25 protein-coding genes, 3 tRNA genes and 1 riboswitch are annotated in these 23,606 nt (G+C 65.0%); of the genes, 13 read left to right on the top strand and 15 right to left on the bottom strand.

The genetic code is table 11. The features are described 5' to 3' along the window. Positions 1-56: 56 nt before the first annotated feature. Entirely contained in the window at positions 57-1,256 is a 1,200-nt protein-coding gene (locus NZ849_RS00580; protein ID WP_295402981.1) for a glycosyltransferase family 4 protein, read from the bottom strand. A 22-nt stretch (positions 1,257-1,278) separates the two neighbouring features. Between NZ849_RS00580 and NZ849_RS00575 the strand changes: the two genes are divergently transcribed. Beyond that, complete coding sequence (locus NZ849_RS00575) at positions 1,279-1,839, top strand: isoprenylcysteine carboxylmethyltransferase family protein (RefSeq protein ID WP_295402978.1); 561 nt, start codon at positions 1,279-1,281, stop codon at positions 1,837-1,839. Here NZ849_RS00575 and NZ849_RS00570 read toward each other — a convergent pair. The 4 genes from NZ849_RS00570 to NZ849_RS00555 all read right to left on the bottom strand — a co-directional run bounded on the left by NZ849_RS00570 (position 1,836) and on the right by NZ849_RS00555 (position 3,860). After that, positions 1,836-2,498 carry an HAD-IA family hydrolase gene (locus NZ849_RS00570; RefSeq protein ID WP_295402977.1) on the bottom strand — a complete coding sequence of 221 codons (663 nt, stop codon included), beginning with the start codon at positions 2,496-2,498 and terminating at the stop codon, positions 1,836-1,838. The genes NZ849_RS00575 and NZ849_RS00570 overlap by 4 nt on opposite strands. Further along, positions 2,467-3,567, bottom strand: coding sequence for a sugar MFS transporter (locus NZ849_RS00565; RefSeq protein ID WP_295402975.1), 1,101 nt, complete (start codon positions 3,565-3,567; stop codon positions 2,467-2,469). The genes NZ849_RS00570 and NZ849_RS00565 overlap by 32 nt, the downstream gene beginning before the upstream one ends. 75 nt (positions 3,568-3,642) lie before the next feature. Continuing rightward, positions 3,643-3,717: transfer RNA gene (locus NZ849_RS00560), tRNA-Glu, on the bottom strand. Between the two features lie 69 nt (positions 3,718-3,786). Beyond that, positions 3,787-3,860 (bottom strand) — tRNA-Gln (locus NZ849_RS00555). Positions 3,861-3,973: 113 nt separating this feature from the next. Between NZ849_RS00555 and NZ849_RS00550 the strand changes: the two genes are divergently transcribed. Both NZ849_RS00550 and NZ849_RS00545 read left to right on the top strand, forming a co-directional pair. Further along, entirely contained in the window at positions 3,974-4,627 is a 654-nt protein-coding gene (locus NZ849_RS00550) for a hypothetical protein (RefSeq protein WP_295402973.1), read from the top strand. Beyond that, a complete protein-coding gene (locus NZ849_RS00545) occupies positions 4,627-6,417 on the top strand; it encodes a hypothetical protein (protein WP_295402970.1) in 1,791 nt (596 codons plus the stop codon). Before NZ849_RS00550 ends, NZ849_RS00545 begins: the two co-directional genes overlap by 1 nt. Positions 6,418-6,476: 59 nt before the next feature. Here the strand turns inward: NZ849_RS00545 and NZ849_RS00540 are convergent, their stop codons facing one another. The 5 genes from NZ849_RS00540 to NZ849_RS00520 form a co-directional block, all read right to left on the bottom strand. Beyond that, the gene (locus tag NZ849_RS00540; RefSeq protein ID WP_295402967.1) at positions 6,477-6,911 is read right to left on the bottom strand and encodes a universal stress protein; all 435 of its coding nucleotides are present in this window, start codon (positions 6,909-6,911) and stop codon (positions 6,477-6,479) included. A 309-nt stretch (positions 6,912-7,220) separates the two neighbouring features. Next, positions 7,221-7,727, bottom strand: coding sequence for an 8-oxo-dGTP diphosphatase (locus NZ849_RS00535; RefSeq protein ID WP_295402964.1), 507 nt, complete (start codon positions 7,725-7,727; stop codon positions 7,221-7,223). Then, positions 7,712-8,452, bottom strand: a complete 741-nt coding sequence (locus tag NZ849_RS00530; RefSeq protein WP_295402961.1) for a C4-type zinc ribbon domain-containing protein — start codon at positions 8,450-8,452, stop codon at positions 7,712-7,714. Before NZ849_RS00530 ends, NZ849_RS00535 begins: the two co-directional genes overlap by 16 nt. Before the next feature lie 41 nt (positions 8,453-8,493). Continuing rightward, entirely contained in the window at positions 8,494-9,105 is a 612-nt protein-coding gene (locus NZ849_RS00525; protein ID WP_295402959.1) for an MBL fold metallo-hydrolase, read from the bottom strand. Then, on the bottom strand, positions 9,102-9,785 hold the full coding sequence (locus NZ849_RS00520; protein WP_295402956.1) for a sulfurtransferase: 684 nt from the start codon (positions 9,783-9,785) through the stop codon (positions 9,102-9,104). The genes NZ849_RS00525 and NZ849_RS00520 overlap by 4 nt, the downstream gene beginning before the upstream one ends. 74 nt (positions 9,786-9,859) lie before the next feature. On the opposite strand from NZ849_RS00520, the gene NZ849_RS00515 reads away from it, so the two are divergent. Beyond that, complete coding sequence (locus NZ849_RS00515) at positions 9,860-10,957, top strand: amino acid ABC transporter permease (RefSeq protein WP_295402953.1); 1,098 nt, start codon at positions 9,860-9,862, stop codon at positions 10,955-10,957. 29 nt (positions 10,958-10,986) lie between these two features. Next, positions 10,987-11,730: an amino acid ABC transporter ATP-binding protein gene (locus NZ849_RS00510; RefSeq protein WP_295402949.1), complete on the top strand. Its 744-nt coding sequence runs from the start codon at positions 10,987-10,989 to the stop codon at positions 11,728-11,730. A 28-nt stretch (positions 11,731-11,758) separates the two neighbouring features. Here the strand turns inward: NZ849_RS00510 and NZ849_RS00505 are convergent. Beyond that, a tRNA-Asn gene (locus tag NZ849_RS00505) sits at positions 11,759-11,834 on the bottom strand. Between the two features lie 91 nt (positions 11,835-11,925). Between NZ849_RS00505 and NZ849_RS00500 the strand changes: the two genes are divergently transcribed. From NZ849_RS00500 to galK, 5 genes are all read left to right on the top strand, one after another. After that, positions 11,926-12,822: an MBL fold metallo-hydrolase gene (locus NZ849_RS00500; protein WP_295402945.1), complete on the top strand. Its 897-nt coding sequence runs from the start codon at positions 11,926-11,928 to the stop codon at positions 12,820-12,822. A gap of 44 nt (positions 12,823-12,866) precedes the next feature. Continuing rightward, positions 12,867-13,142: a metal-sensitive transcriptional regulator gene (locus tag NZ849_RS00495; protein WP_295402941.1), complete on the top strand. Its 276-nt coding sequence runs from the start codon at positions 12,867-12,869 to the stop codon at positions 13,140-13,142. Positions 13,143-13,192: 50 nt separating this feature from the next. Continuing rightward, on the top strand, positions 13,193-14,425 hold the full coding sequence (gene glyA, locus NZ849_RS00490) for a serine hydroxymethyltransferase (protein WP_295402939.1): 1,233 nt from the start codon (positions 13,193-13,195) through the stop codon (positions 14,423-14,425). 85 nt (positions 14,426-14,510) lie between these two features. Beyond that, positions 14,511-15,515: a Xaa-Pro peptidase family protein gene (locus tag NZ849_RS00485; protein WP_295387498.1), complete on the top strand. Its 1,005-nt coding sequence runs from the start codon at positions 14,511-14,513 to the stop codon at positions 15,513-15,515. 40 nt (positions 15,516-15,555) lie between these two features. Further along, entirely contained in the window at positions 15,556-16,599 is a 1,044-nt protein-coding gene (galK, locus tag NZ849_RS00480) for a galactokinase (protein ID WP_295387496.1), read from the top strand. 24 nt (positions 16,600-16,623) lie between these two features. On the opposite strand, the gene hslO is transcribed toward galK, so the two are convergent. Next, entirely contained in the window at positions 16,624-17,547 is a 924-nt protein-coding gene (gene hslO, locus NZ849_RS00475; protein ID WP_295387494.1) for an Hsp33 family molecular chaperone HslO, read from the bottom strand. A gap of 117 nt (positions 17,548-17,664) precedes the next feature. Between hslO and NZ849_RS00470 the strand changes: the two genes are divergently transcribed. After that, a complete protein-coding gene (locus tag NZ849_RS00470) occupies positions 17,665-18,186 on the top strand; it encodes an HNH endonuclease (RefSeq protein ID WP_295387492.1) in 522 nt (173 codons plus the stop codon). Positions 18,187-18,200: 14 nt separating this feature from the next. Here NZ849_RS00470 and metF read toward each other — a convergent pair whose 3' ends face one another. From metF to NZ849_RS00455, 3 genes are all read right to left on the bottom strand, one after another. Next, positions 18,201-19,076 (bottom strand): methylenetetrahydrofolate reductase [NAD(P)H], encoded by an 876-nt coding sequence (gene metF / locus NZ849_RS00465; protein WP_295387488.1) that lies wholly within the window; start codon positions 19,074-19,076, stop codon positions 18,201-18,203. Beyond that, entirely contained in the window at positions 19,066-20,334 is a 1,269-nt protein-coding gene (locus NZ849_RS00460; protein WP_295387486.1) for an aminotransferase class I/II-fold pyridoxal phosphate-dependent enzyme, read from the bottom strand. The genes metF and NZ849_RS00460 overlap by 11 nt, the downstream gene beginning before the upstream one ends. 34 nt (positions 20,335-20,368) lie before the next feature. Beyond that, a riboswitch (SAM riboswitch) is annotated at positions 20,369-20,517 on the bottom strand. A gap of 73 nt (positions 20,518-20,590) precedes the next feature. Continuing rightward, positions 20,591-21,568 carry a bifunctional oligoribonuclease/PAP phosphatase NrnA gene (locus NZ849_RS00455; RefSeq protein WP_295387483.1) on the bottom strand — a complete coding sequence of 326 codons (978 nt, stop codon included), beginning with the start codon at positions 21,566-21,568 and terminating at the stop codon, positions 20,591-20,593. A 118-nt stretch (positions 21,569-21,686) separates the two neighbouring features. Here NZ849_RS00455 and aroA point away from each other — a divergent pair, with 118 nt between their 5' ends. Together aroA and cmk are read left to right on the top strand one after the other, a co-directional pair. Next, positions 21,687-22,982: a 3-phosphoshikimate 1-carboxyvinyltransferase gene (gene aroA, locus NZ849_RS00450; protein ID WP_295387481.1), complete on the top strand. Its 1,296-nt coding sequence runs from the start codon at positions 21,687-21,689 to the stop codon at positions 22,980-22,982. Then, positions 22,972-23,604, top strand: coding sequence for a (d)CMP kinase (cmk, locus tag NZ849_RS00445; protein WP_295387478.1), 633 nt, complete (start codon positions 22,972-22,974; stop codon positions 23,602-23,604). The genes aroA and cmk overlap by 11 nt, the downstream gene beginning before the upstream one ends. The last annotated feature ends 2 nt before the right edge of the window (positions 23,605-23,606 follow it).

Here is a 23,606-nt window from a genome sequence, read left to right as displayed (position 1 = left end):
GGCTACCCTAGAGCGCATAGAGTTGCGCCTAGCTCGTATAAACAAACAGACTGACGCTAACGCGAACTGGTGAGGCCACTTTGCGGAAAGCGCGGAAAGGGGAAACTGAGCCGACGCGGCTCAACCTGTACCAGCCGGCTGGCCTCATCGTAGACGGCCACGATTTGCTCGGCCACCCGCCTGGCGGTGCGCTGGTCGGCGAAGCGCTGGGCCCCTTTGCTAAACTGCTGCCGTAGGGCTTCATCCTGGAGCAGCTCTAGAGCCCGCGCGGCCATGGTGCGGTAATCCCCCGGCGGCACCAGGTAGCCGCTCTTGCCGTCGTCCACTCCCTGCAGGGTGCCGGCCGCCCCCACCGCCACCACCGGCAGGCCCACCGCCTGGGCTTCCCAGAGGACCAGCCCCTGCGTCTCGGTTTCGCTGGCGAAGAGGAAGAGCTCGGCCAAGCGGTAGTAGCCGCCGATTCTTTCATAGGGCACCGGCCCCACAAAAGTAAGGTGCTCCTCCACCCCCAGCTGACGGGCCAGCCGGGCCAGCTCCTGCTGGTCGGGGCCCATCCCTACCAGGGCCAGATGGGCGTCAACGTGGCGGCGTATCTCGGCCAGGGCCCGGATGACCACGTCCACGCTTTTCTCCTTGCCCAAGCGCCCTACATGCAGCAGGCGGCGCTTGCCCGAGGGCCAGGGGGGGACCGGGTCAGGGGCGGCTTCCAGAAGGTCGGTATCTATGCCGGTGGGGATTACCTTGATCTCCCGTTCTATCTCGTAGCTCTCGGCCAGACGCTTCACCGGCTCGGTGGGGGCGATGACCACATCCGCCCGGTTGTAGAAAGCCTGGCAGACTTTTTGCATGATGCCCACGTACTTGTTGAGCGTCGCTACCCCGGGAATGTAGTGGGCGTACTTTTCCAGGTGGGTGTGAAAGGTGGATACGTGGGGTAGGCGGTTTCGGTAGGCCAGCCGGGCTCCCCAGATGCCGATGAAGAGGGGGGTATGGGTGTGGAATATTTCAAACTCGGTGGGAAGGTAGCGGCTGCTGGGCATAGCCAGGCGCTGGTTTTCGAAAAATGGATAGGGAACGCTGGGCACCCGCACCACCCATTCCTCGTGGGGGTCGGCGTCGGGCATCTCTGGCGCCAGAACCCAGGCCTCGTGGCCCATGCGGCGCAGCTCACGTTTGAGCAGATACACGCTGGTGGCGACCCCGTTTGGCCCTGGTAAATAGGTGTCGGTAAAAAGGCCGATACGGTATAGGCGCACGGGTATATGTTAGCACACCCCCTTGATCTACCTGTTGGGCGGTCTTAGGCCGCCGGTGGCGGCCGCTCGAGGACCTTCTGCCCCTGGCTTGGTGTGGGCTGGCGGGGTCATGGTGGGTTATTCTGTGCCCATGGGCTTTGACCGGGGCGAAGGGTATGTGGTAGGGCAGCTTGTCCTGCTGGCCTTGCTGGCCCTGGCTTGGTGGTTCACGCCTTCGTTCAGCCCAGCCTGGCTAGCTGGGATGGGGTGGGCGGTGGCCTGGTTGGGCCTCCTGGTGCTGCTGCTAGCGGCTTGGCAGCTTGGGCGCAACCTGACCGCTTGGCCCAAACCGAGGGTGGGGGGGCATCTGGTGCAGGAGGGGTTGTACCAGGTGGTGCGCCATCCCATCTACTTCGGGCTACTGCTTTGGGCCGCAGGGGGTAGCCTGGCCCACCTCAATCCCTGGACGCTTCTGTTGAGTGCGCTGCTGTTTGGGCTGCTGGACCGAAAGGCGGGGCTCGAGGAGCAGTTCCTAGAGGAAATTTACCCTGAGTACCGAGCCTACAAGCGCCGGGTAAGAAAGTTGATTCCCTGGGTGTACTAGGGTGCTGCTGGGTCGTGGCTCCTTAGCCAGCTCCACAGCCGCGCATCGGTAAAGTCGGGGATGCAGAGGAAGGCCCCGGCCTGCTCTAGGTTGTAAGCCCTGTGGCCGGTGGTGAGGGCCACGGTGGGAATACCAGCGCCCACCGCCGACCGCACCCCTGAGGGCGAGTCCTCGAAGGCCAGCGCTGCCTCTGGGCCGAGGCCCAGTCGCTGTAGCGCGGTCCGGTAGGGCAGGGGGTCGGGTTTGCCGGTGGGGAGTTCTTCAGAGAGCACCACGAGGTCGAAGCAAAGGCCTAATTGCCCCAGAATGTGCTCGGCGTTTTCCCTGGGTGCATTGCTCACCAAGGCTCGCCTGAGGCCTCTTTCCTGGGCCCACTTCCAGAGCTTCAGCAGCCCCGGCAGCGGCGCCACTTGGGTGGCCAGTTCGCGAAAGCGGGCCTCCTTTTGCGCCAGGAAGCGATCACCTTCGGCCTGGGAGAGTTGGGGCAACACCCGCCGCACGATCTCAGGGTTCAGGCCCCCGCTAATCTGGGTTTGGTAGTAGTGGTGGTCGGCCTTTATGCCGTAGCGGGCCAGGGCCTCGAGCCAGGCCTGCTCATGCAGGCGATCGGTATCGGCCAGGGTGCCGTCAAGGTCGAAGAGCAGAGCTTGAAGCTTCATGCCGCCTCCTTAGGAAGTAGGTGGCCAGGGTCATCCAGCCCACTGCCCCTAGCATCCCCAAGCCCAGCGCCCCTTGGGGCATCCACGCGAAGGCCGCAGGGATTAGGTTGGCCCCCACCGCTCCGGCGTAGAAGAGGTAGGTGGCGCTGTGGGGGCCAATGGCCTCCCGGGCGAAGCTGTAGAGAGTGGGGAAGGTGGGGGCCAGCAGAAAGCCCAGCAGGGGAAAGGCCCAGGCCAAAGGGGGTATGGAGTAGACGAGCGCCACCCCCAAGGCCAGCAGGTGTAGCCCAAGGAGGCGCGCTAGGGGTTGCTCGGCTAAGAGGGGGGCCAGCCCGAGCCGGCCCAGGGTGAAGGCCACCCAAAACAGCGAGAGGAGCACCCCTACCAGGGGTGGGTCGTAGCCTAAGTGGCGCAGGTAGAGACCGGAGAAGCTCGAGACTACCAGCTCGGCCGAAACGTAAGCCATCGTTGCTCCCAGCACGTGAAGGAGCAGGCCCTGGGGGGCGCTGCTTTGGGGAGGGCTGGGGGCAGGGGGTGGAGGGGCCTTCCAGAGGAGCGCCGCGGCCACCAACGCCACCCCGGCCAGAAGCCCGTAGGCCAGCCGCCAGGGCAACCCCACCATCAGCAGGGGTGCCAAAACCGCCCCGATCCCGAAAGCGGCGCCAACGCGGTTCAGCACCACCGCATGCCCGGTGGGATAGAGGTCCAGGGGCAGCGCGTTGCAGTGGAAGTTGGCGATGGCCACCCCTATCCCCAGGAGAAAAGCGCCCCCAAAGATTCCCCAAACCTCCGGGGTTAGGGCGAGGATACCCAGCCCCACTCCTTCGCTCAACAGGGCCAGGGAGAGCCAAGGGTGGCGGCGCCGCATGCGGCTACTCAGCAGGATGCCAACGGCGGCCCCTGCGAAGAGCAGGTTGAAGTACCAAGAGAGTTCGCCCCTTACCCCGAAGTCCAGCTGCCACTGGGGGAGAACCGCCCCCACTGCAGCGCCGGTGGCCCCGGTCATGAAAAGGCCCAGCGTGCTGCCCAGGATCAGGCGTGACCGTGGAGGGTACGCGGCTTTGCTCAAGCTTTAGGCTCCAAAACGGGACGAATTCTGTCTGGAAAATCCGCAAAAGGCCCCCAGGATGGGCTGGGGGCCTTGTGGTGACCCCAAGGGGATTCGAACCCCTGCCGCCGCCTTGAAAGGGCGGTGACCTAACCGCTAGTCGATGGGGCCAGGAAAATGGTTATCTTGAACTCGGTTGCGCGGGGTTTGGCCCCACCGTACCGCGGTCCAAGATAATTCTGGCTGGGGCACGTGGATTCGAACCACGATTGACGGAGCCAGAATCCGTAGTCCTACCGTTAGACGATGCCCCAACGGCCAGGGCCTGCGCCTGCAGGCAACCGGTATGGTACAAGATGACCCGGATTTTGGCAAGGGCTTTTCTATAATCTCCTAGGGACCTGGGTCCTCACCCGGAGGAGGCTTTTTGAAGGAGATAGAGCAAAAGGTTGTTGAGGTCCTCAGCCAGTTGGTTTCTCCCACAGCGGCACGAAGCCTGCTCCAGCGGGCCTTACGGGGCCAGCCACCTCATCTGCTGGGCCCCAGGGCTTGGGCAGAGCTGATTGAGGGGCCCTTGCAGCGGGAGCTGGTGGGCATTCTTCCGGTCAGCGGGTTGTTGCCCGAGCTAGGTCGGTTGGCACGTGAGCTGCGGGCTCAGGATAGGGAGGCTTCAGACTCGGGGAAGGTTGCCCGGCCTACCCTGGAGCTTCCCGACACGACCGAGTATGTAGACCTAAGCCGCGAGGAGGAGCGTCAGGCCCTGGTGCAGAGCCTAGCCCGGGGTGAGGGGGTTTTGGCGGTGGTACTGGAGTCCACCTATGGTCGGGCGCTCCGGCTAGGGGGTTTTGGGCCGGGTTTGCTGGAGATGCTTAGGGCGGCCCATGGGTTGCTTGAACGCAGGGGAGGCTACCGGGTGTTTTACACTGTGCTGGGGGAGGTCCAGATGGTGCTACGGCCCTTGGGGCGTGGGTATCTGGCCCTGCTTGCGCAGAGCGGGGCCAATCTTGGGCAGTTCCTCTTCCGTATGCGGAAGATAGAGGCCATCCGGGTAGGCGCTGAGCGACTGGGAGGTTTGGAGTGATGAAGCAATGGTTCGCCCTTTTTGCCTTGCTGGGTCTGGGTTGGGCTACCCCGGCCCTCACCCTCTATGACCAGATTGCGCCCACGCTGGACCAAGTGCGTTCGTTGCAGAACAGCAATCCGGCGCGGGCTTTGGAGCTCCTGACCAAGGCTGAGGATGATTTCCGCAAGGGTGCAGCGGAGCTTCCCCCAGTGCTACGGGATGGCGTACTGCAGTCGCTGGCCGATGCCCGTCAGTCCCTAGCCCGCCGCAGTAGCGCTGACCTTGAAGCCAGGGTTCAAATCGTCAAGGCCATCCTAGGCAAGGCCCTTTACGACGACTACTTCAAGGCTCTAACGGAAGGCCGAGGTGCCGAAGCCGCCCGTCTTCTGCCCAAGCTTCTCTCGGCCAGCGGGCTGCCCGCGGGGCTTCAGGCCCAGGCCGAGGCCCTGGTTGCAGTCAACAACCTCGAGGGGTTGCGCCGCTTCTTCGAGCGCACCTACGCTCAGGGCATCGCCAATGCCCTGCAGCGAGCCCTGGCCCAGAACAGTCCGGTGCAAGCCTATCTTGAGGCCACCCGAGCCTATGCGCTCTACCTGATCGTGCAGGACTCCCCCCGAGCTCAGGGGCTGAGCGCCAGGGGTTTTGTGGATGCCATGGGCAAGCTTTCCAGCGGCAACCTCAGTGGGTTCAGGGGGGATGTGCAGGGTTTGCTGACCCAGGCCCAGAACTTTCTGAAGGCGGTCTCGAGCCCGCAGTCGCAAGGGCGAAGGACTCCTCCCCCTACTGCGCAGAACCCCCCCACCCCTGGGGGGGTTCGGCTAGAGGCCCCGCCTGCTCCACCCGCGCCCCAGGAGACTGCCCCTGCGCGGCCTGCTGTGGACCGTCCAACCGTTCAGGCCCTTTCTGCTCCCGTGGTTGACGATTACCAGCGCTTGCTGGCTGATTTGCGCTTCTTGATTCGGGACCACCAGCGGGCCGAGCGGGTGGCCGACAGCCTCTCGGGGGCTGGAATCTACAGCGTGGACGACTGGAGGAGGGCGCTTTTGGAGGTTCGGGGTCGCCTCTTGGAGGCCCAGGCTCAAGCCCAGGTCGGCCAAAGTGAGGCTGCCCGCCGGACCCTAGCCCAGGTGAACGCCCGCTACCGCCTGGCCATTGAGCCGCTGGTGGAGGCTCTGCGGCCCGAGTTGGCCCAGCGCACCCGCCGGGTCCTGGGATTGGCGGAGGGGGCGGTAGGCCTGCGTACCAGCGACTTTACGGTGCTCTCGGGGGAGCTTTTGGAAAACGCCTTGGCCATCGAAGGCCGCAGCCTGGGAGCCTTTCACACCCTGCAGGTGGGGCTTCTGCAGGCTACCTTGGGGATTCCCCGGGCTTTTCTCTTCATCCTTGCGGGGTTGCTGGCTTTTTTTCCCCTGTACCTGCTCAGGCTTACCTTTGGGGGGCGAAACGTGTACTGGCGCTTCCTAGGGCTGGCCTTCTTCTTCCTGCTGCTGCCGGCGGTGATGGAGGGTCTTTCATACGTGGGCTCCATCCTCGCTGATCCTCGCTACGGGGGCCTGCCCTTTCTGGGGATGCTGACCCATCTCTCTATTCAGCAGAACCTGTTGGCCCAACTCTTTTGGGGGCTCACGGTCTTCTTGGTCATCGTCTTCGCCACGGTTGGCCTTCGGGGTATTGCGGCCCAGTTTGGGCTTCTGCAAAACCAGCGCATCCCTCTGCGGCGTGGGCGGACCACCCAGCAGGCCGGTACCTCTAGGTCCCACCCTGGCTTGACCAGTGAGACGATTGTGGAGTGGGACGAGGAGTTTTGAGGCCGAGCCTGGGGGCCTGCCGGCCAGGGTTGCGCCGCTGCCGATGGACGGGCGGATTCCTATGACCCCCGCACCACCAGCACGGGTTTGGGGCTCCTCTGCAGAACCCGTTGGGCTACCGAACCCAGAAGGAGCCGGTCCAGCCCGGTGCGTCCGTGGGTGCCCATCACCACCAGATCGTGCCGTGCGGCTTCTTCGGCGATGACCTGGGCGGGGTTGCCCTCTTTGAGCTCGCTTCTGGCCGGGACGCCTAGGTATCGGGCAAACTCCTCTGCCCGCTCCAGGGCCTTTTGTCCAGCTGCCTCGAGGTCGCGGGCCAGCGCCGGGTAGTAGGGGATGGACTCGGGACCGATCAGGATTCGGGGTACCACCGGCTCCATCACGTAGAGCAGGGTCGCCTCAGCCCCCAAGCTTTTGGCCAGCTCGAGGCCTGCCTTGACCGCAGCCTCGCTGGGGCCGCTTCCGTCGGTGGGTATTAGGATGTGCCGGTACATGCCCTAAGAATACCCCACGTTTCTGAGGAGTTCGCCCTGGCTCAGGTCTATCTGCAAGCTTCCCCACGCCACCTGACCTGCTTCCGATGCGGGCCCGGCTTGCGGGGGTGGGCTAGGCAAGCCCGAGGAGATGCGGGCTGAGCGGATTGTGGTGGAGGGCAGAACCATAGTGCCGATGGGCCTGGACCGGGGGCTTCCGGTAGTCTGGCCCACCACCTGCTCCCGGTGGCCTGGGGTTTGCGCTGGCCACCCCCGGTGGTCTTCCCTCCTGATGCCCGGGGCCCCCAGCGTATGGGTTGTTTGTTTCGGCTAGCGGGAGTAGGACCAGAAGACCACGCGGCCGTCTTTATAGGGCATCACCCCGTGAAAGGGGCGGGGGTCGTCGTCGAAGACCAGGGGCAGAAAGTGGTGGTCGCCCGGCCACATGGGCAGTTCTTGCCGCAGGAGCAGCTCGGTGGGCACCCAGACCAGCTTTCCCTCGGGGCTGGCGGGCCGGGGCTGGCCCTGCCAGCGCGGCACCAGAAAGATGAAGCCAAACCAGTCCTCCCCCCCCTTCCCAAAGCCCGGCCAGGAGAGGGTGCCCCGCAGCACCAGCTCCTGAGCCTCGAGGCCGGCCTCCTCCTGGATTTCCCGGCGCATCCCGCTGGCCACGTCCTCGCCGGGCTCGAGCTTCCCTCCCAAGCCGTTGTACTTGCCGAAGGCCGGGTCTTCGGGGCGGGCGTCCCGGTACACCAGCAGCACCGAGCGGCGGTCAGGGGAGAGGACGAAGCCCAGGGTGGCCAGGATGGGGGTGTAGGGGCCTACTCGCCTTTCCACAGGATGCGTCCGCAAGAGGGGCAGCGCACAATCCTCTGCCCTAGATGGATCTGCTGGGCAACGTGGGTGGGGAGCTGGACGTTGCAGGCCGTACAGCGGTAACCGCCGCTGGCCTTGGCCACCCGGGCCAGCCCGGTGCCTCGGCGGGCTTTGCGGATGGACTCGTACTCCTTGATGATATGGGCTGGAATGGAGGCTGCCAGCTTATCGCGGTCGGCCTTCTTGGCCTGATAGTCGGCCTCCAGGCTGTCCACCCTTCTTCGGTTGGCCGCCTCAAGCTCTTCCCGCGAGGCCCGGGCCTTTTCCAGCTCTGCCTGGACGGCCTCAATCTCCTTCTCCAGGGCCTCTTTTCTCTCCAGTAGGGGCAGGATTTCGCCGGGAATGTTCTTCTTGTCGTTGCCCTCTATTTCCTCAATCCGGTCTTCAAGCTGGCGCATCTGCTCGCCGTACTGCATCTGCTCCTTGGCGCTACTGGCGCTCATCTGGGCCTGCTTGGCCCTGGCGTATTTTTCCTTTAGGTCTTGCAGCTCGAGGTCGGCCTGGTGGTAAGCCCGGCGTACCTCCTGCAGCTCTTCTCGTAGGGAATCGAGCCGGTCCTCCAGCGCCTTTTGCTGCGAGCGGGCTTGCTGGAGTTCTTGGGGAACCTGAGCCTGGTCCTCGCGGATTCGGTCTAGCTCGAGGTCTCGTTCCTGCAAGCGGTTCAACTCGGCCAGCGGGTCACTCACACGTATAGTCTAACACCCCTGCAGGGCCGTTTTTCCCGCCCCTAGCCCAGGTAAGGGTTGTGCGCCCTTTCCTCGCCCAGGGTAGTGAGGGGGCCGTGGCCCGGGTAGACCACCGTGTCTGGGGGTAGCTGGAGGAGCTTTTGCAGGGAGGAGAAAAGGGCCTGTGGGTCGGCGCCGGGAAGGTCGTAGCGGCCGATGCTCCCCCGGAACAGCACGTCCCCGCTCACCAGGTGGCCGGGTTTGTAGAAGCCCACGTGGCCTGGGGCATGGCCCGGCAGAAAGAGCACCTCCAGCCCTAGGCCCAAGTCCAGGTACTGCCCCTCGTAAAGCGGCTCAGTGGGTTCCGGAGGGCTGGGCACCCAAAGCCCCCAGCGGCCGGCAGCCTGGGGGGCGCTTTGGTACAGCGGCAGGTCGGCGGGGTGCAGGTAGACCGGAATCCCCAGGGCCTCCACCAGGGGCCCGACTGCCCCCACGTGGTCAAAGTGGGCGTGGGTCAGAAGGATGGCCTCAGGCCTCATCCCCACCCGTTGAACTTCGGCCAGGATGCGCTCGGGCTCATCGCCGGGGTCCACGATGGCCCCGCGCCCCTCCTCGCCCACCAGCAGGTAGGTGTTCTCCTGCAAGGGACCCACGGTGATAGGGTAGACCTTCATCGCTCCACCGGCAGGTCGGCCTCGGCCTCCCATTCAAGCATGCTGCCCAGGTAGTTGCGGGCCCGCACCCCTTGTTGTCGCAGTAGCCAGAAGGCGCTGGCGCTGCGGGCCCCGCTGCGGCAGTGGACGCCCACTTCCTGCCCCGGGCTGAGGCCCAGGCTTCCCGCATTGTCTGCTCTGAAAGCGCTCAGCGGTAGATTCCGCGCGCCAGGGATGTGGCCGCTGGCGAACTCGTGGGGTTCCCGCACATCCAGCAGCAGGAGGCCGGGCTGGGCCAGGATTTCATCTGCGGTGAGCAGGATGTCGCGGTCCAGTCGCGCCCAGGGTTTGCTTGGCGTAGGGGTGGTGGGGGCGGTTTGGGTGGCCTGGGGCTCCCAGCCTTGGGGCCAGAGGTGGACCTCGAGCCCCCCCAGGGCCAGCATGAAGGCAGTCTTGGTCAGCCGGGTGTTGAAGCCGGCGTCGTAGACCACCACCGGCCGCTCTGGAGCGGCCCCAATGCGCCCGTTGAGGTCGGCCAGGGCGCGCTCGAGCTGGCCCAGCTCCTCCTCGCTGCGCAGCCTTCCTCTGAAGCCCGATAGGTCGAGGTTGATGGCTCCCTCCAGGTGGCCCCGGGCGTAGTCTGCAGGTGGGCGGCTGTCCACGAAGAGGGCCCCGGGTGGTGGATCGGCGCTGATGATCACGCCTCCAATTCTATATTCCAAGCGGCAAGAACCGCTGAGTGCCAGGCCGCTTTTTTGGGTAAAATCACTTACCCATGAGGCCAGGCTTTAGAAAGGAGACGCGGCGGCTCTCCAACATACCCCGGGACGGCCTGGGGTTTGCAGGGGGGAGTCTTTTGCTGGTGGCCCTGCTCTTTGGGGCCACGCTTTGGGTGATGGGACGGGTCAAGCAGACCATGGCCGCCAACGGCTTTCAGGCCCTCTGGGCCGATGTGCTGTTGGTGGGGGTCACCCTTGCACCGCTGGCCCTTTTGTGGCCCTCCGCGCGCAGCCTGGGCCAGGCCCGCTTGGCCCGGCGGGCGCTGGGCCAAGGCGATCTCATCGCCGCTCGGGTGGCCAGCGCTGAGGCCCATACCTGGGCTTGGTTCACCCTGGGGTATGCCGGGGCGTGGGTTATCTTCTTGCTCCTGGTGCTTTTTTTTATCGCCAACAACGTGGCAGTGGGGCGCACCTTCTTTCAGCTCGAGCTCATCGCCGACTCCTTCGGGATGATTCTCAGGGCCTTCTGGGTCAACGTGGTCATCTTCTTCTTTGCAGGCCTGCTCTCGCTCGCCTGGGGTTTGGTCATCGCTGTCGCTAAGCTTTTGCCGGGCAGGCCAGCCCAGCCCATCCGCTTCCTGGCCACCTTTTACACCGACGCTTTCCTGAGCCTGCCCTCCATCATCGTGATTTACCTGGTGGGCTTTGGGCTTCCCCTTACGGGAATCGGCCTCTTCCGCAACATGCCCCTGGAAGCCCTGGCCGTGCTGGCCCTGACCCTGACCTACGGGGCCTACATGGCCGAGGTGTACCGGGCTGGGCTGGAGAGCATCCACCCCAGCCAGTGGGCTGCAGCCCGTAGCCTGGGCCTCTCCTATGGCCAGACCCTGCGCTTTGTGATCATCCCCCAGGCGGTGCGCCGGATTGTTCCGCCTCTGCTTAACAACTTCATCGGGATGCAGAAGGACACCGCCTTGGTGAATGTGGTGGGGGTGATCGATGCCTTCAACCAGGCCCGCATCATCGCTTCCAACGACTTCAACCTCTCCGCGGTGACCACGGTGGCGATTCTTTTCATCCTCATCACCATTCCCCAGACCCGTCTGGTCGACCAGCTGGTGGAGCGCGACCGGGCCCGGATGCGGCGGGGGTGATGGACCGGGCTAGCTTTGGGAGGCTTTGCATGGGCTTTTTGGAAGTGATAAACGTGGTCAAGCGCTTTGGCGCCAACGAGGTGCTCCGGGGCATCAGCCTCAGCGTGGAGGAGCACCAGGTGGTCTGCCTGATTGGGCCTTCAGGTTGCGGTAAGTCCACGCTGTTGCGTTGCATCAACGGTCTAGAGGAGATTCAGGGCGGGGAGATTCGCCTTCACGGCGACCGCATCAGCGGTCCGGGGGTGGACCTGAACGCCTTACGGCGGGAGGTGGGCATTGTCTTTCAGAGCTTCAACCTGTTCCCCCACATGACCGTCCTGCAAAACATCACCCTAGCGCCTACCCGGGTGCTCAGGATGCCGGAGGGGGAAGCCCAGGAGAAGGCCATGGCCCTCTTGCGCAGGATTGGGCTCGAGCACAAGGCCCAGGCCTACCCCGACCAGCTCTCCGGCGGGCAGCAGCAGCGGGTGGCCATTGCCCGGGCTTTGGCCATGGAACCCATGCTGCTCCTCCTGGACGAGATTACCTCGGCCCTTGACCCCGAGCTGGTCTCGGAGGTGCTGAACCTGTTGCGGGAGCTGGCCGAAGAGGGGATGACCATGGTCCTCGCCACCCATGAGATGGGCTTTGCCAGGGAGGTGGCCCACAAGGTCTGCTTTCTCTACGGCGGGGTGGTGCACGAGGAAGGCCCCCCAGAGGAGATTTTCAAAGACCCCAGAAGCGAGCGCACCCAGCAGTTTTTGCGGAGCATCATTGAGGCCGGAAGGCTGTAGGAAACCCCCGGGTTTCCCCGGGGGTGCTTGGCTCCGCGAGCAGGGCTCGAACCTGCGACCACTCGATTAACAGTCGAGCGCTCTACCAACTGAGCTATCGCGGAACGACCGCCAATAGCAGGATAGAATATAGCAAAAGCCGGCCCCTTTTGACAAGGGTTTTGAACCTGGGCTGGACCTTCGTACAATGGGCCTGTGATCCATGTCCTTGACCTGCAGGACCGGGCCCCTCGGGTTATCGCCGCCTTTTTGCTGGAGACCCGCGAGGGCCCGGTGCTCTTTGAGACCGGCCCCGAGTCGCGCTTTTCAGCCCTCCTGGATGGTCTAAACGGGCTGGGCTACGCGGCCTCGGACGTGCGCCACGTGTTCGTGACCCACATCCACCTGGACCACGCGGGCGCAGCTTGGCGTATGGCTGAGCGGGGGGCAACCATCTACGTCCACCCCAGGGGGGCCCCCCATCTTGTGGACCCCACCAAGCTTTGGGCCTCTGCCAAGCGCATCTACGGTGAGCAGATGGAGGCCTTGTGGGGCCAGATGGGTTCGGTTCCGGAAGGGCAGGTGAGGGTTTTGCAGGACGGCGAGGTGGTGCGCCTCGGGGAGGTAGAGGTCCGGGCCGTGGAGACCCCCGGCCACGCCGACCATCACCACGCCTACCTGGTTGGGGAGGCCTTGATCGGGGGAGATGTTACCGGGGTCAGGATTGGTCGTGGGCCGGTGCTGCCCCCCTGCCCACCCCCGGAGATTCACATTGAGCGCTGGTGTGGGTCGCTGGCCAAGGTTCGCGCACTGGCCCCAAGGAAGCTCTACCTGACCCATTTCGGCGGGTTTGAGGATGTGGAGGCTCACCTAGAGGCCCTGGAGGCCCGGCTGTTGGACTGGGCGGGTTGGATCAAGGAGCGGCTTAGGGCAGGCCAGGCTCGAGCCCAGATGGTGGCTGAGTTTGAGGCCTATGTGGCCGCCGCGTTGAGGGCGGCGGGGCTGGGTCCCTCTGAAATCGCGGAGTACGAGTACGCCGACCCGGCCTGGATGAGCGTAGATGGGCTGGTGCGTTACTGGAACAAGCACCACCCAGAGGAGATAGTGGCCTGAGGGCAGCTTTTTCGCCCTGGGCTGGGCTGGTATAGACTAGGCTGATGAGCACGACCGACTTGGACAAGGGAGTTGTGGAGAACATACTTAGGCGCCTGCGCCGCATAGAGGGGCAGGTTCGCGGCCTGCAGAAGATGATTGAGAATGGCCGTTCCTGCGAGGAGGTGCTGACCCAGATGACGGCCACCAGAAAGGCCATGGAGTCCACCTCCGCCCTGATCCTCCAGGAGTTCTTGACCCTTTGTGCGGCCGATATAGCTCGAGGCGATGAGAAAAAGCCCGCGCAAATTGCAACCGTGCTGCGCAGGTTCACCCTGTGAGCACCCGCCCGTAGAAGGGATTTTTATCTGAGCCTTGCTATACTTTAGAAATGGTGACTTCCCCCAAAACCCTCCCTCGCGACGAGCTGGTCTTTGAACTTATTCGGCAGGAAGAGGAACGGCAGCGTGGCGGCCTGGAGCTTATCGCCTCGGAGAACTTTGCCTCGGCCCAGGTGCGCGAGGCGGTGGGTAGCGTGCTCACCAACAAGTACGCTGAGGGGTACCCAGGTAGGCGCTGGTACGGGGGCTGCGAAGTGGTGGACCGGGTGGAAGCCTTGGCCATTGAGCGGGCGAAGCAGCTGTTTGGCGCGGCCTGGGCCAACGTGCAGCCCCACTCCGGTTCCAGCGCCAACATCGCGGTCTATACGGCCCTGCTGAAGCCGGGCGACACCGTGCTGGGTATGGACTTGTCCCATGGGGGCCACCTGACCCACGGCTCCCCGGTGAACTTCTCGGGCCTCAACTACCGCTTTATTGGCTACAAGGTGCGCCCTGAGGACGAGCGGCTCCACATGGAGGATGTGCGGGCCCTGGCCCTCGAGCACAGGCCCAAGATGATTGTCTGCGGGGCCAGCGCCTACAGCCGCATCCTGGATTTCAAGGCCTTTCGGGAGATTGCCGACGAGGTGGGGGCGTACCTGATGGCCGACATCGCCCACATCGCCGGGCTGGTAGCGGCAGGTCTGCACCCCTCTCCCCTGCCCTACGCCCATGTGGTCACCTCCACCACCCACAAGACCCTGCGCGGGCCCCGCTCAGGGCTTATCCTGAGCAATGACCTGGAAATTGGGGCCCTCATTGACCGCTCCATTTTTCCGGGCCTTCAGGGAGGCCCTCTGGAGCACGTGATTGCCGGGAAGGCGGTGGCCTTCTGGGAGGCCCTGCAGCCCTCCTTCAAGGTCTATGCGGCGCAGATCATCAAAAACGCCCAGACCCTGGCTGCCGAGCTGCAAAGGCGGGGCTACCGGATCGTTTCGGGCGGCACCGACAACCACCTCTTCGTGGTGGACCTGCGCCCGCAGGGGCTGAACGGCAGCAAGGCCACCAAGCTCCTCGATGCGGTGCACATCACCATATCCAAGAGCACCCTGCCCTACGACACCGAGAAGATCATCCACGGTGGGGGTATCCGCATCGGAACGCCTGCCATCACCACCCGGGGCATGACCGAGGAGCACATGCCCATCATCGCGGATTTCATTGACCGCGCGCTGAGGGGGGAGAGCCCAGAACGTCTGGCTCACGAGGTTAGGGCTTTTGCCTCCCAATTCCCGCTCCCCTGAGGTCCTGCTCGGGGCCTGCCGCCGAACTGGTGGGCTTTTTGGATTGAATCTCGGGATTTTGCAGCAATGGATGCTAGCATAAGGCGTGAACCTCATTGCCTTGACTCGTCTGCGGAGCTGGATGGCCGCCCGGGGGTTTGAGCGTTTTTTCGTTCAGCAGCCGGAGAACTTTGCCTGGCTCACCGGGGGTGGAGACAACACCGTGCTGGCGCTACGGCCGGTAGCGGCCTGGCTCGAGGTGACCCCTCAGACCGTGCGGCTCCACTCCTCCCGGATTGAGGCCAGAAGGCTGCGGGAGGAGGAGGTTGGGGGGCTCGAGGTGATCCTCTACCCCTGGTACGCGCCCCCCAGGGCTGAGGGCCCAAGCGACCAGGAACACGATCTGACCCCTTTGCGCCTGGTGCTCTCCCCCGAGGAGCAGGAGCGCTACCGCGCCCTTGGGCGTGATGCGGCCCAGGCTTTGGGGGAGAGCCTGCGTTTCGCTGACCCTGACTGGAGCGAGGGCGAGCTGGCCGGGGCCATTGCCGAGGAACTGTGGAGCCGGGGCATTCAGCCTGTGGTCCTTCTGGTGGCCGGGGAGGAGCGGCTGTTTCGCCACCGCCACCCTATTCCCAAGGGAGCCCGGCTGGGACGGCTGTGTATGGGGGTGGTCTGCGGCAGGCGGCACGGGCTTATTGCCAACCTGACCCGCTTGCGGAGCTTTGGGCATCCAGAGGCCCAGGCCCTAAACGCTCGAGTCTGCCGGGTAGAGGCTCGAGCCTTGGCAGCCTCCCGGCCTGGGGCCAGCCTGGGCGAGGTTTTGGCGGAGATACAGGCTGGCTACCGAGACCTGGGATGCCCCGAGGAGTTCGAAAACCACCACCAGGGGGGGCTTACCGGCTACCGCAGCCGCGAGGTGCTGGCAACCCCGGGTGAGGCCACCCGGCTTCAGGTGGGGATGGCTCTGGCCTGGAACCCAAGCCTTCCTGGGGCTAAGGTTGAGGATACCTTCCTCCTTGGGGAAGGTGGCCTGGAGAACCTGACCTTCGACCCCTCTTGGCCCATGGAGAGGGTCGAGGGGCGGCTTCGGCCCCGGGTTTACGAGGGGTAGCTCGCCGGCTTGGCCCTCCCTGAGGTAACTTGGGTGGGCTATGTACCGCGATGTCTTTGGCTCCGAACCCAGCGTGGTGGCCTCAGCCCCGGGCCGGGTCAACCTGCTGGGCGAGCATACCGACTACAACCAGGGCCTGGTCCTGCCCACCCCGCTTCCCTACCAGACCTTTGTGGAAGCCTCTGCTGCGGAGGGGCTGGAGGTCTACGCTGAAAACTTTGGCGAGCTTAAAAGGCGTGGCCTGGAGGAGCCCAGGCAGGGGGACTGGCTTGACTACCTGGCTGGCTGCTTGTGGGCGTTGCGCCGCCGCGGCTACCAGGTCCCTGGGTTGCGGGCCTGCGTGAGGAGCCAGGTGCCCATGGGGGGCGGTCTTTCGAGCTCCGCTGCGCTGGAGGTGGCTACCCTGCGGGCCTTGCGGGAGCTGTACGGGTTGCCCCTGGACGATCTGGACATAGCCCGGTTGGCCCAGGAGGCTGAGGTGGAGTATGTGGGGGTGCGATGCGGCATTATGGACCAGATGGCCTCCTCAGCAGGACGGCTGGGCTACGGCCTCCTGCTCGACACCCGCGACCTAAGCACCCGGCTGGTCCCGCTCCCCCCGGGCTACCGGGTGGCGGTGGTGGACTCCGGGGTGCCTCGCCGGCTGGCCGAATCCGGCTACAACACCCGCCGTAGGGAGTGTGAGGAAGCCTGCGCTTGGCTTGGCATCTCCTCCTTGCGGGAGCTCTCCCTGGCTGACCTGCCCCGTCTGGAAAGCTTGCCCGAGCCCCTGGGCCGTCGGGCTCGCCACGTGGTTACGGAGAACGCGCGGGTGCTGGAGGGGGCCAGGGCCCTTGAGGAGGGCGAGGTAGAGCGCTTTGGAGAGCTGATGGTGGCCTCCCACAACTCCCTGCGCTACGACTACGAGGTCTCCACCCCCGAGCTGGATAGGCTGGTGGAGGCCGAGCTGCGCCATGGGGCCGTGGGGGCTCGGCTGACCGGGGCTGGTTTTGGGGGGGCCACGGTGGCCCTAGTAGAGGAGGCCCATTACGAGGCCTTCTGCAAGGGGGTGCTTGAGGACTATCCCCAGGCCCGGTTCCTCTAGCCTGTTTGGGGGAGGGCGGACCGCCTAGGCTTTCGGGACTTCCCCTTGAGCTTGGGTTTCCCCATCAATCGAGCGGATTTCCTCCGGCGTGATTCGGTACCTGGTCCCGCACCAGTGGCACAGCACCTCGGCGCCGCCATCTTGGGCAATCATCTCCTCCCGCTCTTGGGAGGTGAAGTAGACCAGCGCCCGCAGGGCCCGCTCCCGGCTGCAGCGACAGCGGAAGGCCAAGGGGATGTGCCCCTCGGGATAGCCCACTGCCCGCAGGTCGGTGGGCTGGTAGGAAAGGCCCTGCAGGAGGGTTTCCACCGCGCCCTCAAGGCCCTGCTCCAGCAGCAGAGGGGTGAGGTTCTGCCCTTTGAGGTTTTGCTCGAGCCGGTCAATCACCTCCTCCGGGCAGCCAGGTAGGACCTGTATGACCACCCCGCCGGCCGCTGCCACCTCGCCGGTGGGCGCCACCCGCACCCCCAGCAGCAGGGCGGAGGGAATCTGCTCCGATTGCCAGAGGTAACGCACCAGATCTTCGGCCACCTCGCCGCTGACCAGCTCCACGCTGGATTGGTAGAGTTCCTCGTTGGCAAGGAGCCGGTCCACCTTTAGCTCGCCTCGGCCGATGGCCGCCCCCACGTCCAGCTTGCCATCGGGGCGCAGGGGGGGGTGCGCCGAGGGGTTTTTCACGTATCCCCGCACGGAACCGTCTGGCCCGGCCTCCACCACCGGCCCCCCCAGGGGGCCATCGCCCAGGAACTGGAGGCCAATGCGCTCCTTGGGGGTTTTGGAGAGCAGGAAGGCCAGCAGCAGCACCCCGCTCATCGCCCGCCCCAGGGCAGCGGTAGCGGTGGGAGAAAGACCGTGGCGCGAGCGGGCTTCCTCCACGATGTCGGTGGTCTCTGCAGCCAAAACCCGCAGGTTGCCCTCTGCGGCCAGCCCACGAATCAAACGACCCATAACCCTCCGATTTTAGCAGTGCCGCCGGGGAGAAAAGGGTTTTGGGGCAGGCTTTGGGAGGGCTTCAATGTGCTGCGCTCTAGAATCCCATGACGTTTTTCCGGTATTCTGGGAGCCGTGAACCTCGATGCCCCCCGCATTCTGGTGCTCAACGCTGGGTATGAGCCGCTTGGGCTGGCCAGCGTCAAACGGGCCGTTATTCTGGTCATGAACGGCACCGCCGAGGTAGTCGAGGAGAGCGGGGAGTTTTTGCGAACGCCAAGCAGGCCCTATCCCATTCCCAGCATCATCCGCCTCAAGCGCCTCGTTCGCCGCCCTCCGGGGCGGCTCGCTCTAAACCGACGCAATATCCTACGGCGCGATGGCTACACCTGTCAGTACTGCGGCAAGCGCGGGGGCGACCTTACGGTGGACCATGTGTTGCCCAAAAGCCGTGGGGGCCGCACCGTATGGGAAAACCTGGTTGCCGCCTGCCGGGCTTGCAACCTGAAGAAGAAGAACCGCACCCCCGAGGAGGCGGGGATGCGTCTGGCCCGTCGTCCGGTAGCCCCTCGCCACAGCCTCCTGCTGGTGGCCGACTTGCCGAGCCTCCCTGAGGCTTGGCGCCCCTACCTTCCGGAGGCCGAGCCCCACCCTTGAGGTCTTCAAGGCCCTCAGCGCAGAACCCACTGGAGATTCTCCATAACCCGCCGGGTGGCTGGGGACTTGTTGAGGGTATAGAGGTGAAGGCCCGGTACCCCTGCCTCCAGCAGCTCCTGGGCCTGGCGGGTGGTGTGTTCCACGCCGATTTCCAGAACCTCCTCGGGTGTCTGGGCCCGTTCCAAGCGGGAAAGCAGAGGGCCGGGGATGCTGGCGCCGCACATATCCATGAAGCGACGGATCTGGGCTAGGTCGGTGATGGGCATTAGGCCCGGTAGGATGGGCACCTCAATCCCCACACGGCGGGCCCGCTCGAGGAAGCCGAAATACAGGGCATTGTTGAAGAAGAGCTGGGTTACCAGGAAGTCCAGCCCCGCGTCCACCTTCCGCTTGAGGTGCAGCAGGTCGGCCTCGAGGCTCACCGCTTCGGGGTGTCCTTCGGGATAGGCCCCTCCAGCCAGGGTAAAGGTGTTGCCGAACTCCTCCCGGATAAAGGCCACCAGTTCCGAGGCGTAGCGGAAGCCTCCCTCCACCGGTTGGAAGTCCTTCGCTCCCCTGGGCGGGTCACCCCGCAGGGCCATTACGTTCTGTATACCTGCTTCTGCATAGCCCTGCAGGATGCTTCGAAGCTCCTCTCGGGTATGCCCCACGCAGGTCAGATGGGCCATGGCGGTAAGGCCCACCTCGCGCTGGATGCGGGCTGCCCACTCGGTGGTCTTGCGTCGCTCGCTGCCCCCAGCCCCGTAGGTTATGGAGACAAAGGCGGGTCTCAGCGGCTTGAGTTCGTGGAGGGTGCGGAACAGCGAAGCCTCGCCCTGAGGGGTCTTGGGAGGGAAGAACTCGAAGGAGAAGAGGGGCCGGTTTTGTCTGAAGAGGGCGCTAATCTTCATGGACCACCGGTTTTACCGAGGCGAGGGCCTCTGCGAGGAAGGCTTGGATATCCCTTGGGCTTTCCAGCCCCACTGAAAGCCGGACCATCTCAGGACCTACCCCTGCCGCACGCCGGGCCTCCTCACTGATGCGGGAGTGGGTGGTCGTCCAGGGGTGCACGGCCAGGGTACGGGCGTCGCCCACATTGGGAGCCTGGATAAGTTTCAGGTGAGCCATAAAACGGCTCACTGCCTCTATTCCGCCCCGCAGGCCAAAGGTCAGTATGCTGCCAAAGCCCCCCTGCAGGTAGCGGCAGGCCCTGGGATAGGCTGGGTCTTCGGGCAGCCCGGGGTAGCGAACCCAGGCCACCTGGGGTTGCTCCCGTAGCCAGCGGGCCACCTCGAGGGCGCTCTGGCTGGCCCGCTGCACCCGCAGCTCCACGGTTTCCAGTCCCTGAAAGAGCAGGTAGGCGTTGAAGGGCGAAAGGACCATGCCCCCGAGGGAGAGCCCAAGCTGGCGCACCCGCTCCAGGAAGCACCGGGGGCCAAACTGCTCTACGGGAATCCTGCCCTGGGCGTCGGGTGTCGTGAACTGTGGGTAGTGTTCCCACAAAGAGGTCTCGCGGGCCAGCACCGCCCCCCCCAGGATGGAGCCATGGCCGCTAGCCCATTTGGTCAGGCTGTGGGTAACCACATGGGCCCCGTGAGAGAGGGGCCTGGTCAGGGCGCCGGCTGCACCAAAGGTGTTGTCCACCACCAGGGCCACCCGTCGCGCCTCGCAGAGTTGGGCCAGCCCCTCCAGGTCGGGGAGCTCCAACGAGGGGTTCCCCAGCACCTCCACAAAGACCGCGCGGGTCTTTTCTGAGAGCACCCCTTGCACCGCCTCCACCTCGGGGGCCACAAAGTGCACCCTTACCCCCATCAACCCAAACACCTGGTTCAGAAGCCCCACCGTGCCCCCGAAGAGCCCCGGGCTGGCCACGACCTCGTCTCCTGCCCGCACCAGAGCCAGCAGGGCAGCAAAGCTGGCAGCCTGCCCTGAGGCCACCGCCACCGCCCCCAAAGCCCCTTCCAGGGCGGTCAGCCGGGCCTCAAGGGCCGCGGTGGTGGGGTTCTGCAGCCGGGCGTAGGTGTACCCCTGGCTGGTGGCGAACTTCTGGGCGCCGTCCTCTAGGTCCTCAAAGCTGTAGGCTGCGGTTGCGTAGATGGGGAGTCCCACAGCGCGGTGGGGGTCGTTTTCTGGAAGTCCGCTCAATACCGCCAAACTGGCAAACTCCATCACACCCTCCTTTGGAGAAGGGCTGAACTCCCTTCTTCCATCTTTCCCCAGGGCTTGTGCTGTGCCTAGCGGCCGCTGGGGACGGATTTGGCACCAAGCACGAGGCTACCCCGGTAATGGGCGGGGACCCCGCAGGTTGCCGCAGCTTCATCGGGCCGTTCCCTCCGCTGCTCTGGATAGAAGAACCGCTTGCCAGAAGGCAAGGTTCCCTGACATGGTAGGAGCTTGCCCGGGCGGTGTCAATAAAGGGCCTGGGTCAGAGGTATCCCGTGCGCTCCAACTCCTCCCGCACCGCCTCCTTTGCCCTGCGGTAGGCCTCCTCGAGGCTTACCCCGCGCAGGGTGGCCCCAGCGGCGGGGACGTGGCCCCCTCCGCCCAGCCGCACCGCCACCGCCTGGGCGGAGACCCCGCCCCGGCTACGGATGCTGAGCTTGACCCCTTCTTCACGCTCCCTTAGAAAAACCGCGATCTGGCTGCCCTCAGCGTAGCGGATAAAGCCGACGAAGTCGTCGGAGTCCTCCACGCTCAGCCCCGGCGGCAGGTGGGCTGTGACCAGGAGCCCGCCAAAGTGGAACTCCACGGTGGAGAGCACCGCCCCTAGGGCCTTGAAGTAGCCCGCCGGGCGCCACTGCAAGCGGTCGGTGAGCTCGGCCAGCCTGACCCCATATCCCACCAGTTCGGCCGCGGCGCGCAGCACCTCGGGGGTGGTGTTGGCAAAGCGGAAGTTTCCTGTGTCGGTGATGAGTCCGGTGAGCACCGGCGTGGCGATCTCAGGGCTCCACTGCACGCCCAGGGCGTCAATCAGGTCTTTGACGATTTGGGCAGTGGCGGCCTTGGAGGGGTCCACCACCGAGAGGTAGCCGAATCGGGGGTTGGTGCCATGGTGGTCAATGTTGATGACAAAACCCTCCACTGGAGCCCCGGCCACGCGGTTCGGTTCGGCGGCGTCCAGCACGACCAGGGTGGCCCCTTCAGGCAAGCGTTCCACCGGGTCGCTGTACTCCTCCTCTCGCGCCAAAAAGCGCAGGTAGCGTGGGGGGTCGGCAATCCAGAAGGCCCTCTTGCCCAGTGCCTTCAGGGCTCGGTAGAGGCCCAAGGACGAGCCGATGGCGTCGCCGTCTGGATCTACGTGAGAAACGATGAAGATGGGCCCCTCGAGCTCCCGCAGGGTGCCGGCCACGGTGTGCACCTTTTCCCGGTAGCGCGGCTCAGGGCCATTTAGCGAGGAATCCATAGCACCTTCCACTATAAGGGCGGAGGTGTTTGGCAATCTTGAAAGAGAGGTGTGAAAGCTGGGTAACCGGCTGAATGCTTTTGGAAAGGGCTTTTAGGGGCTATAATCCCGCTTGGTTATGGAGCTGCGAATTCCCCCCACCCGCTCCCTTCGGGGCCGGCTGCGGGTGCCTGGTGACAAGTCGGTAACCCACCGCGGCCTGATGCTGGGGTCGTTGGCCCAAGGCGAGAGCACCCTGTACCACCCCCTCAAGGCTGGGGACACCCTTTCCACCGCCCGGGCCATGCGCCAGCTCGGGGCCGAGATTACCGAGGTGGGCGAGCATTTCCGTATACGGGGAATTGGCTTGCGCCTGCAGGAGCCCTCCGATGTGCTGGACTGCGGCAACGCTGGGACCCTGATGCGCCTTTTGGCTGGGTTGCTGGCGGGGCAGGAGTTTTTTGCAGTGCTCAGCGGGGATGACTCGTTGCGGCGGCGGCCTATGGGCCGGGTTACTGCGCCCCTTCGACAGATGGGGGCACGGATAGAGGGGCGTGAAAACGGGCGGCTGGCCCCGCTTGCGGTTCGGGGCGGGGGGCTTAGGGGAATCCACTACGAGCTTCCCGTAGCCAGCGCCCAGGTCAAAAGTGCCGTTTTGCTGGCAGGGCTTTTTGCCGAGGAGGATACCGAGGTGGTAGAGCCGGCGCCCACCCGCGACCACACCGAGCGGCTCTTTCGGCACTACGGGCTGCCCCTCGAGGTAGAGGGCCGCCTGGTCCGCACCCGCCGGGCTGACCCCTTTGCTGCCAAGGACCTCACCGTTCCCGGTGACTTCAGCAGCGCGGCTTTTTTCCTGGTGGCGGCCCTGATTACCCCCGATTCGGAGGTGGTCTTGGAAGGGGTGGGTCTGAACCCTACCCGTACCGGATTGCTCACGGTGCTCAGGGAGATGGGGGCCGACCTCGCCTGGGAGGTGACCGAAGGGGAGGAGGGTGAGCCTGTGGGCTCCATACGGGCCCGCTCCTCGATGCTCAAAGGGGTCTCGGTGGACCCGGATCTCATTCCCCTGATGGTGGACGAGGTGCCTGTTCTGGCCGCAGCTGCGGCCTGGGCTGAGGGAGAGACCTACATCCCCAACCTTTCCGAGCTGCGGGTTAAGGAGTCCGACCGGCTCACCGCTATCGCTAAGAACCTAGAGCACCTGGGGGTAGGGGTGGAGGCGGGGCCAGACTGGCTGCGGATTCGCGGGGGTGGGGTGCGCTCGGAGGGTGTGGTGGAACCCTTCCACGACCACCGCATTGCCATGGCCTTTGCGGTCTGCGGTTTGCCCAAGGGGGTGGTGGTCCGGGAGGCTCAGTGGGCCAGCATCTCCTTCCCGAGCTTTTGGGAAGACCTAAGCCGGCTTCGCGGTGAAGCTCCTCGCGATGGATGCTAGGGCTCCGTTTATCATCACCATAGACGGCCCCTCTGCCTCGGGCAAGACCAGCGTAGCCCGGCGGGTGGCGGAGCGCCTTGGTATTCCCTATGTTTCCAGCGGCCTGCTGTACCGCGCGGTGGCCCTTCTGGGTTTGCGAAAAGGTGCTTCTCCAGAGGAGATTGAGGGGCATCTAGAGCAGCACCGCCTTGAGCTCAGGCCTACCCCTCAGGAGAACCGAATCTACTTGGATGGGGAGGAGGTCAGCGCAGCCCTACACAGCCTGGAGGTGGACCGCCAGGTTTCGGCGGTGGCCCAGCGCCCCGGTGTGCGGGCCTACGTCAACCAGGTGTTGCGGCGGATTGCTCCACCCTTTGTGGTGGACGGGCGGGACATGGGCAGCGTCGTCTTCCCCCAGGCCCGCCACAAGTTCTACCTGACCGCGCGCCCCGAGGTGCGGGCCCGCCGCCGGGTTTCCGAGCGGGAGGCGGATTTTGCGACCGTTCTGGGAGATATCCTGAGGCGTGACGCCGCCGACCAGAAGCAAAGCGTCCCTGCCCCCGACGCGGTGGTTCTGGACACCAGCGGAATTGGGCTGGAAGAGGTGGTGGAAGCTGTGCTGGAACACCTGCGCGACCCGTAGCC

It is taken from the genome of Meiothermus sp., from assembly GCF_025060375.1.
Lineage (GTDB): Bacteria > Deinococcota > Deinococci > Deinococcales > Thermaceae > Meiothermus.
The sequence above is the reverse complement of the archived record's forward strand: the minus strand, read 5'-3'. Positions and strand labels throughout refer to the sequence as shown.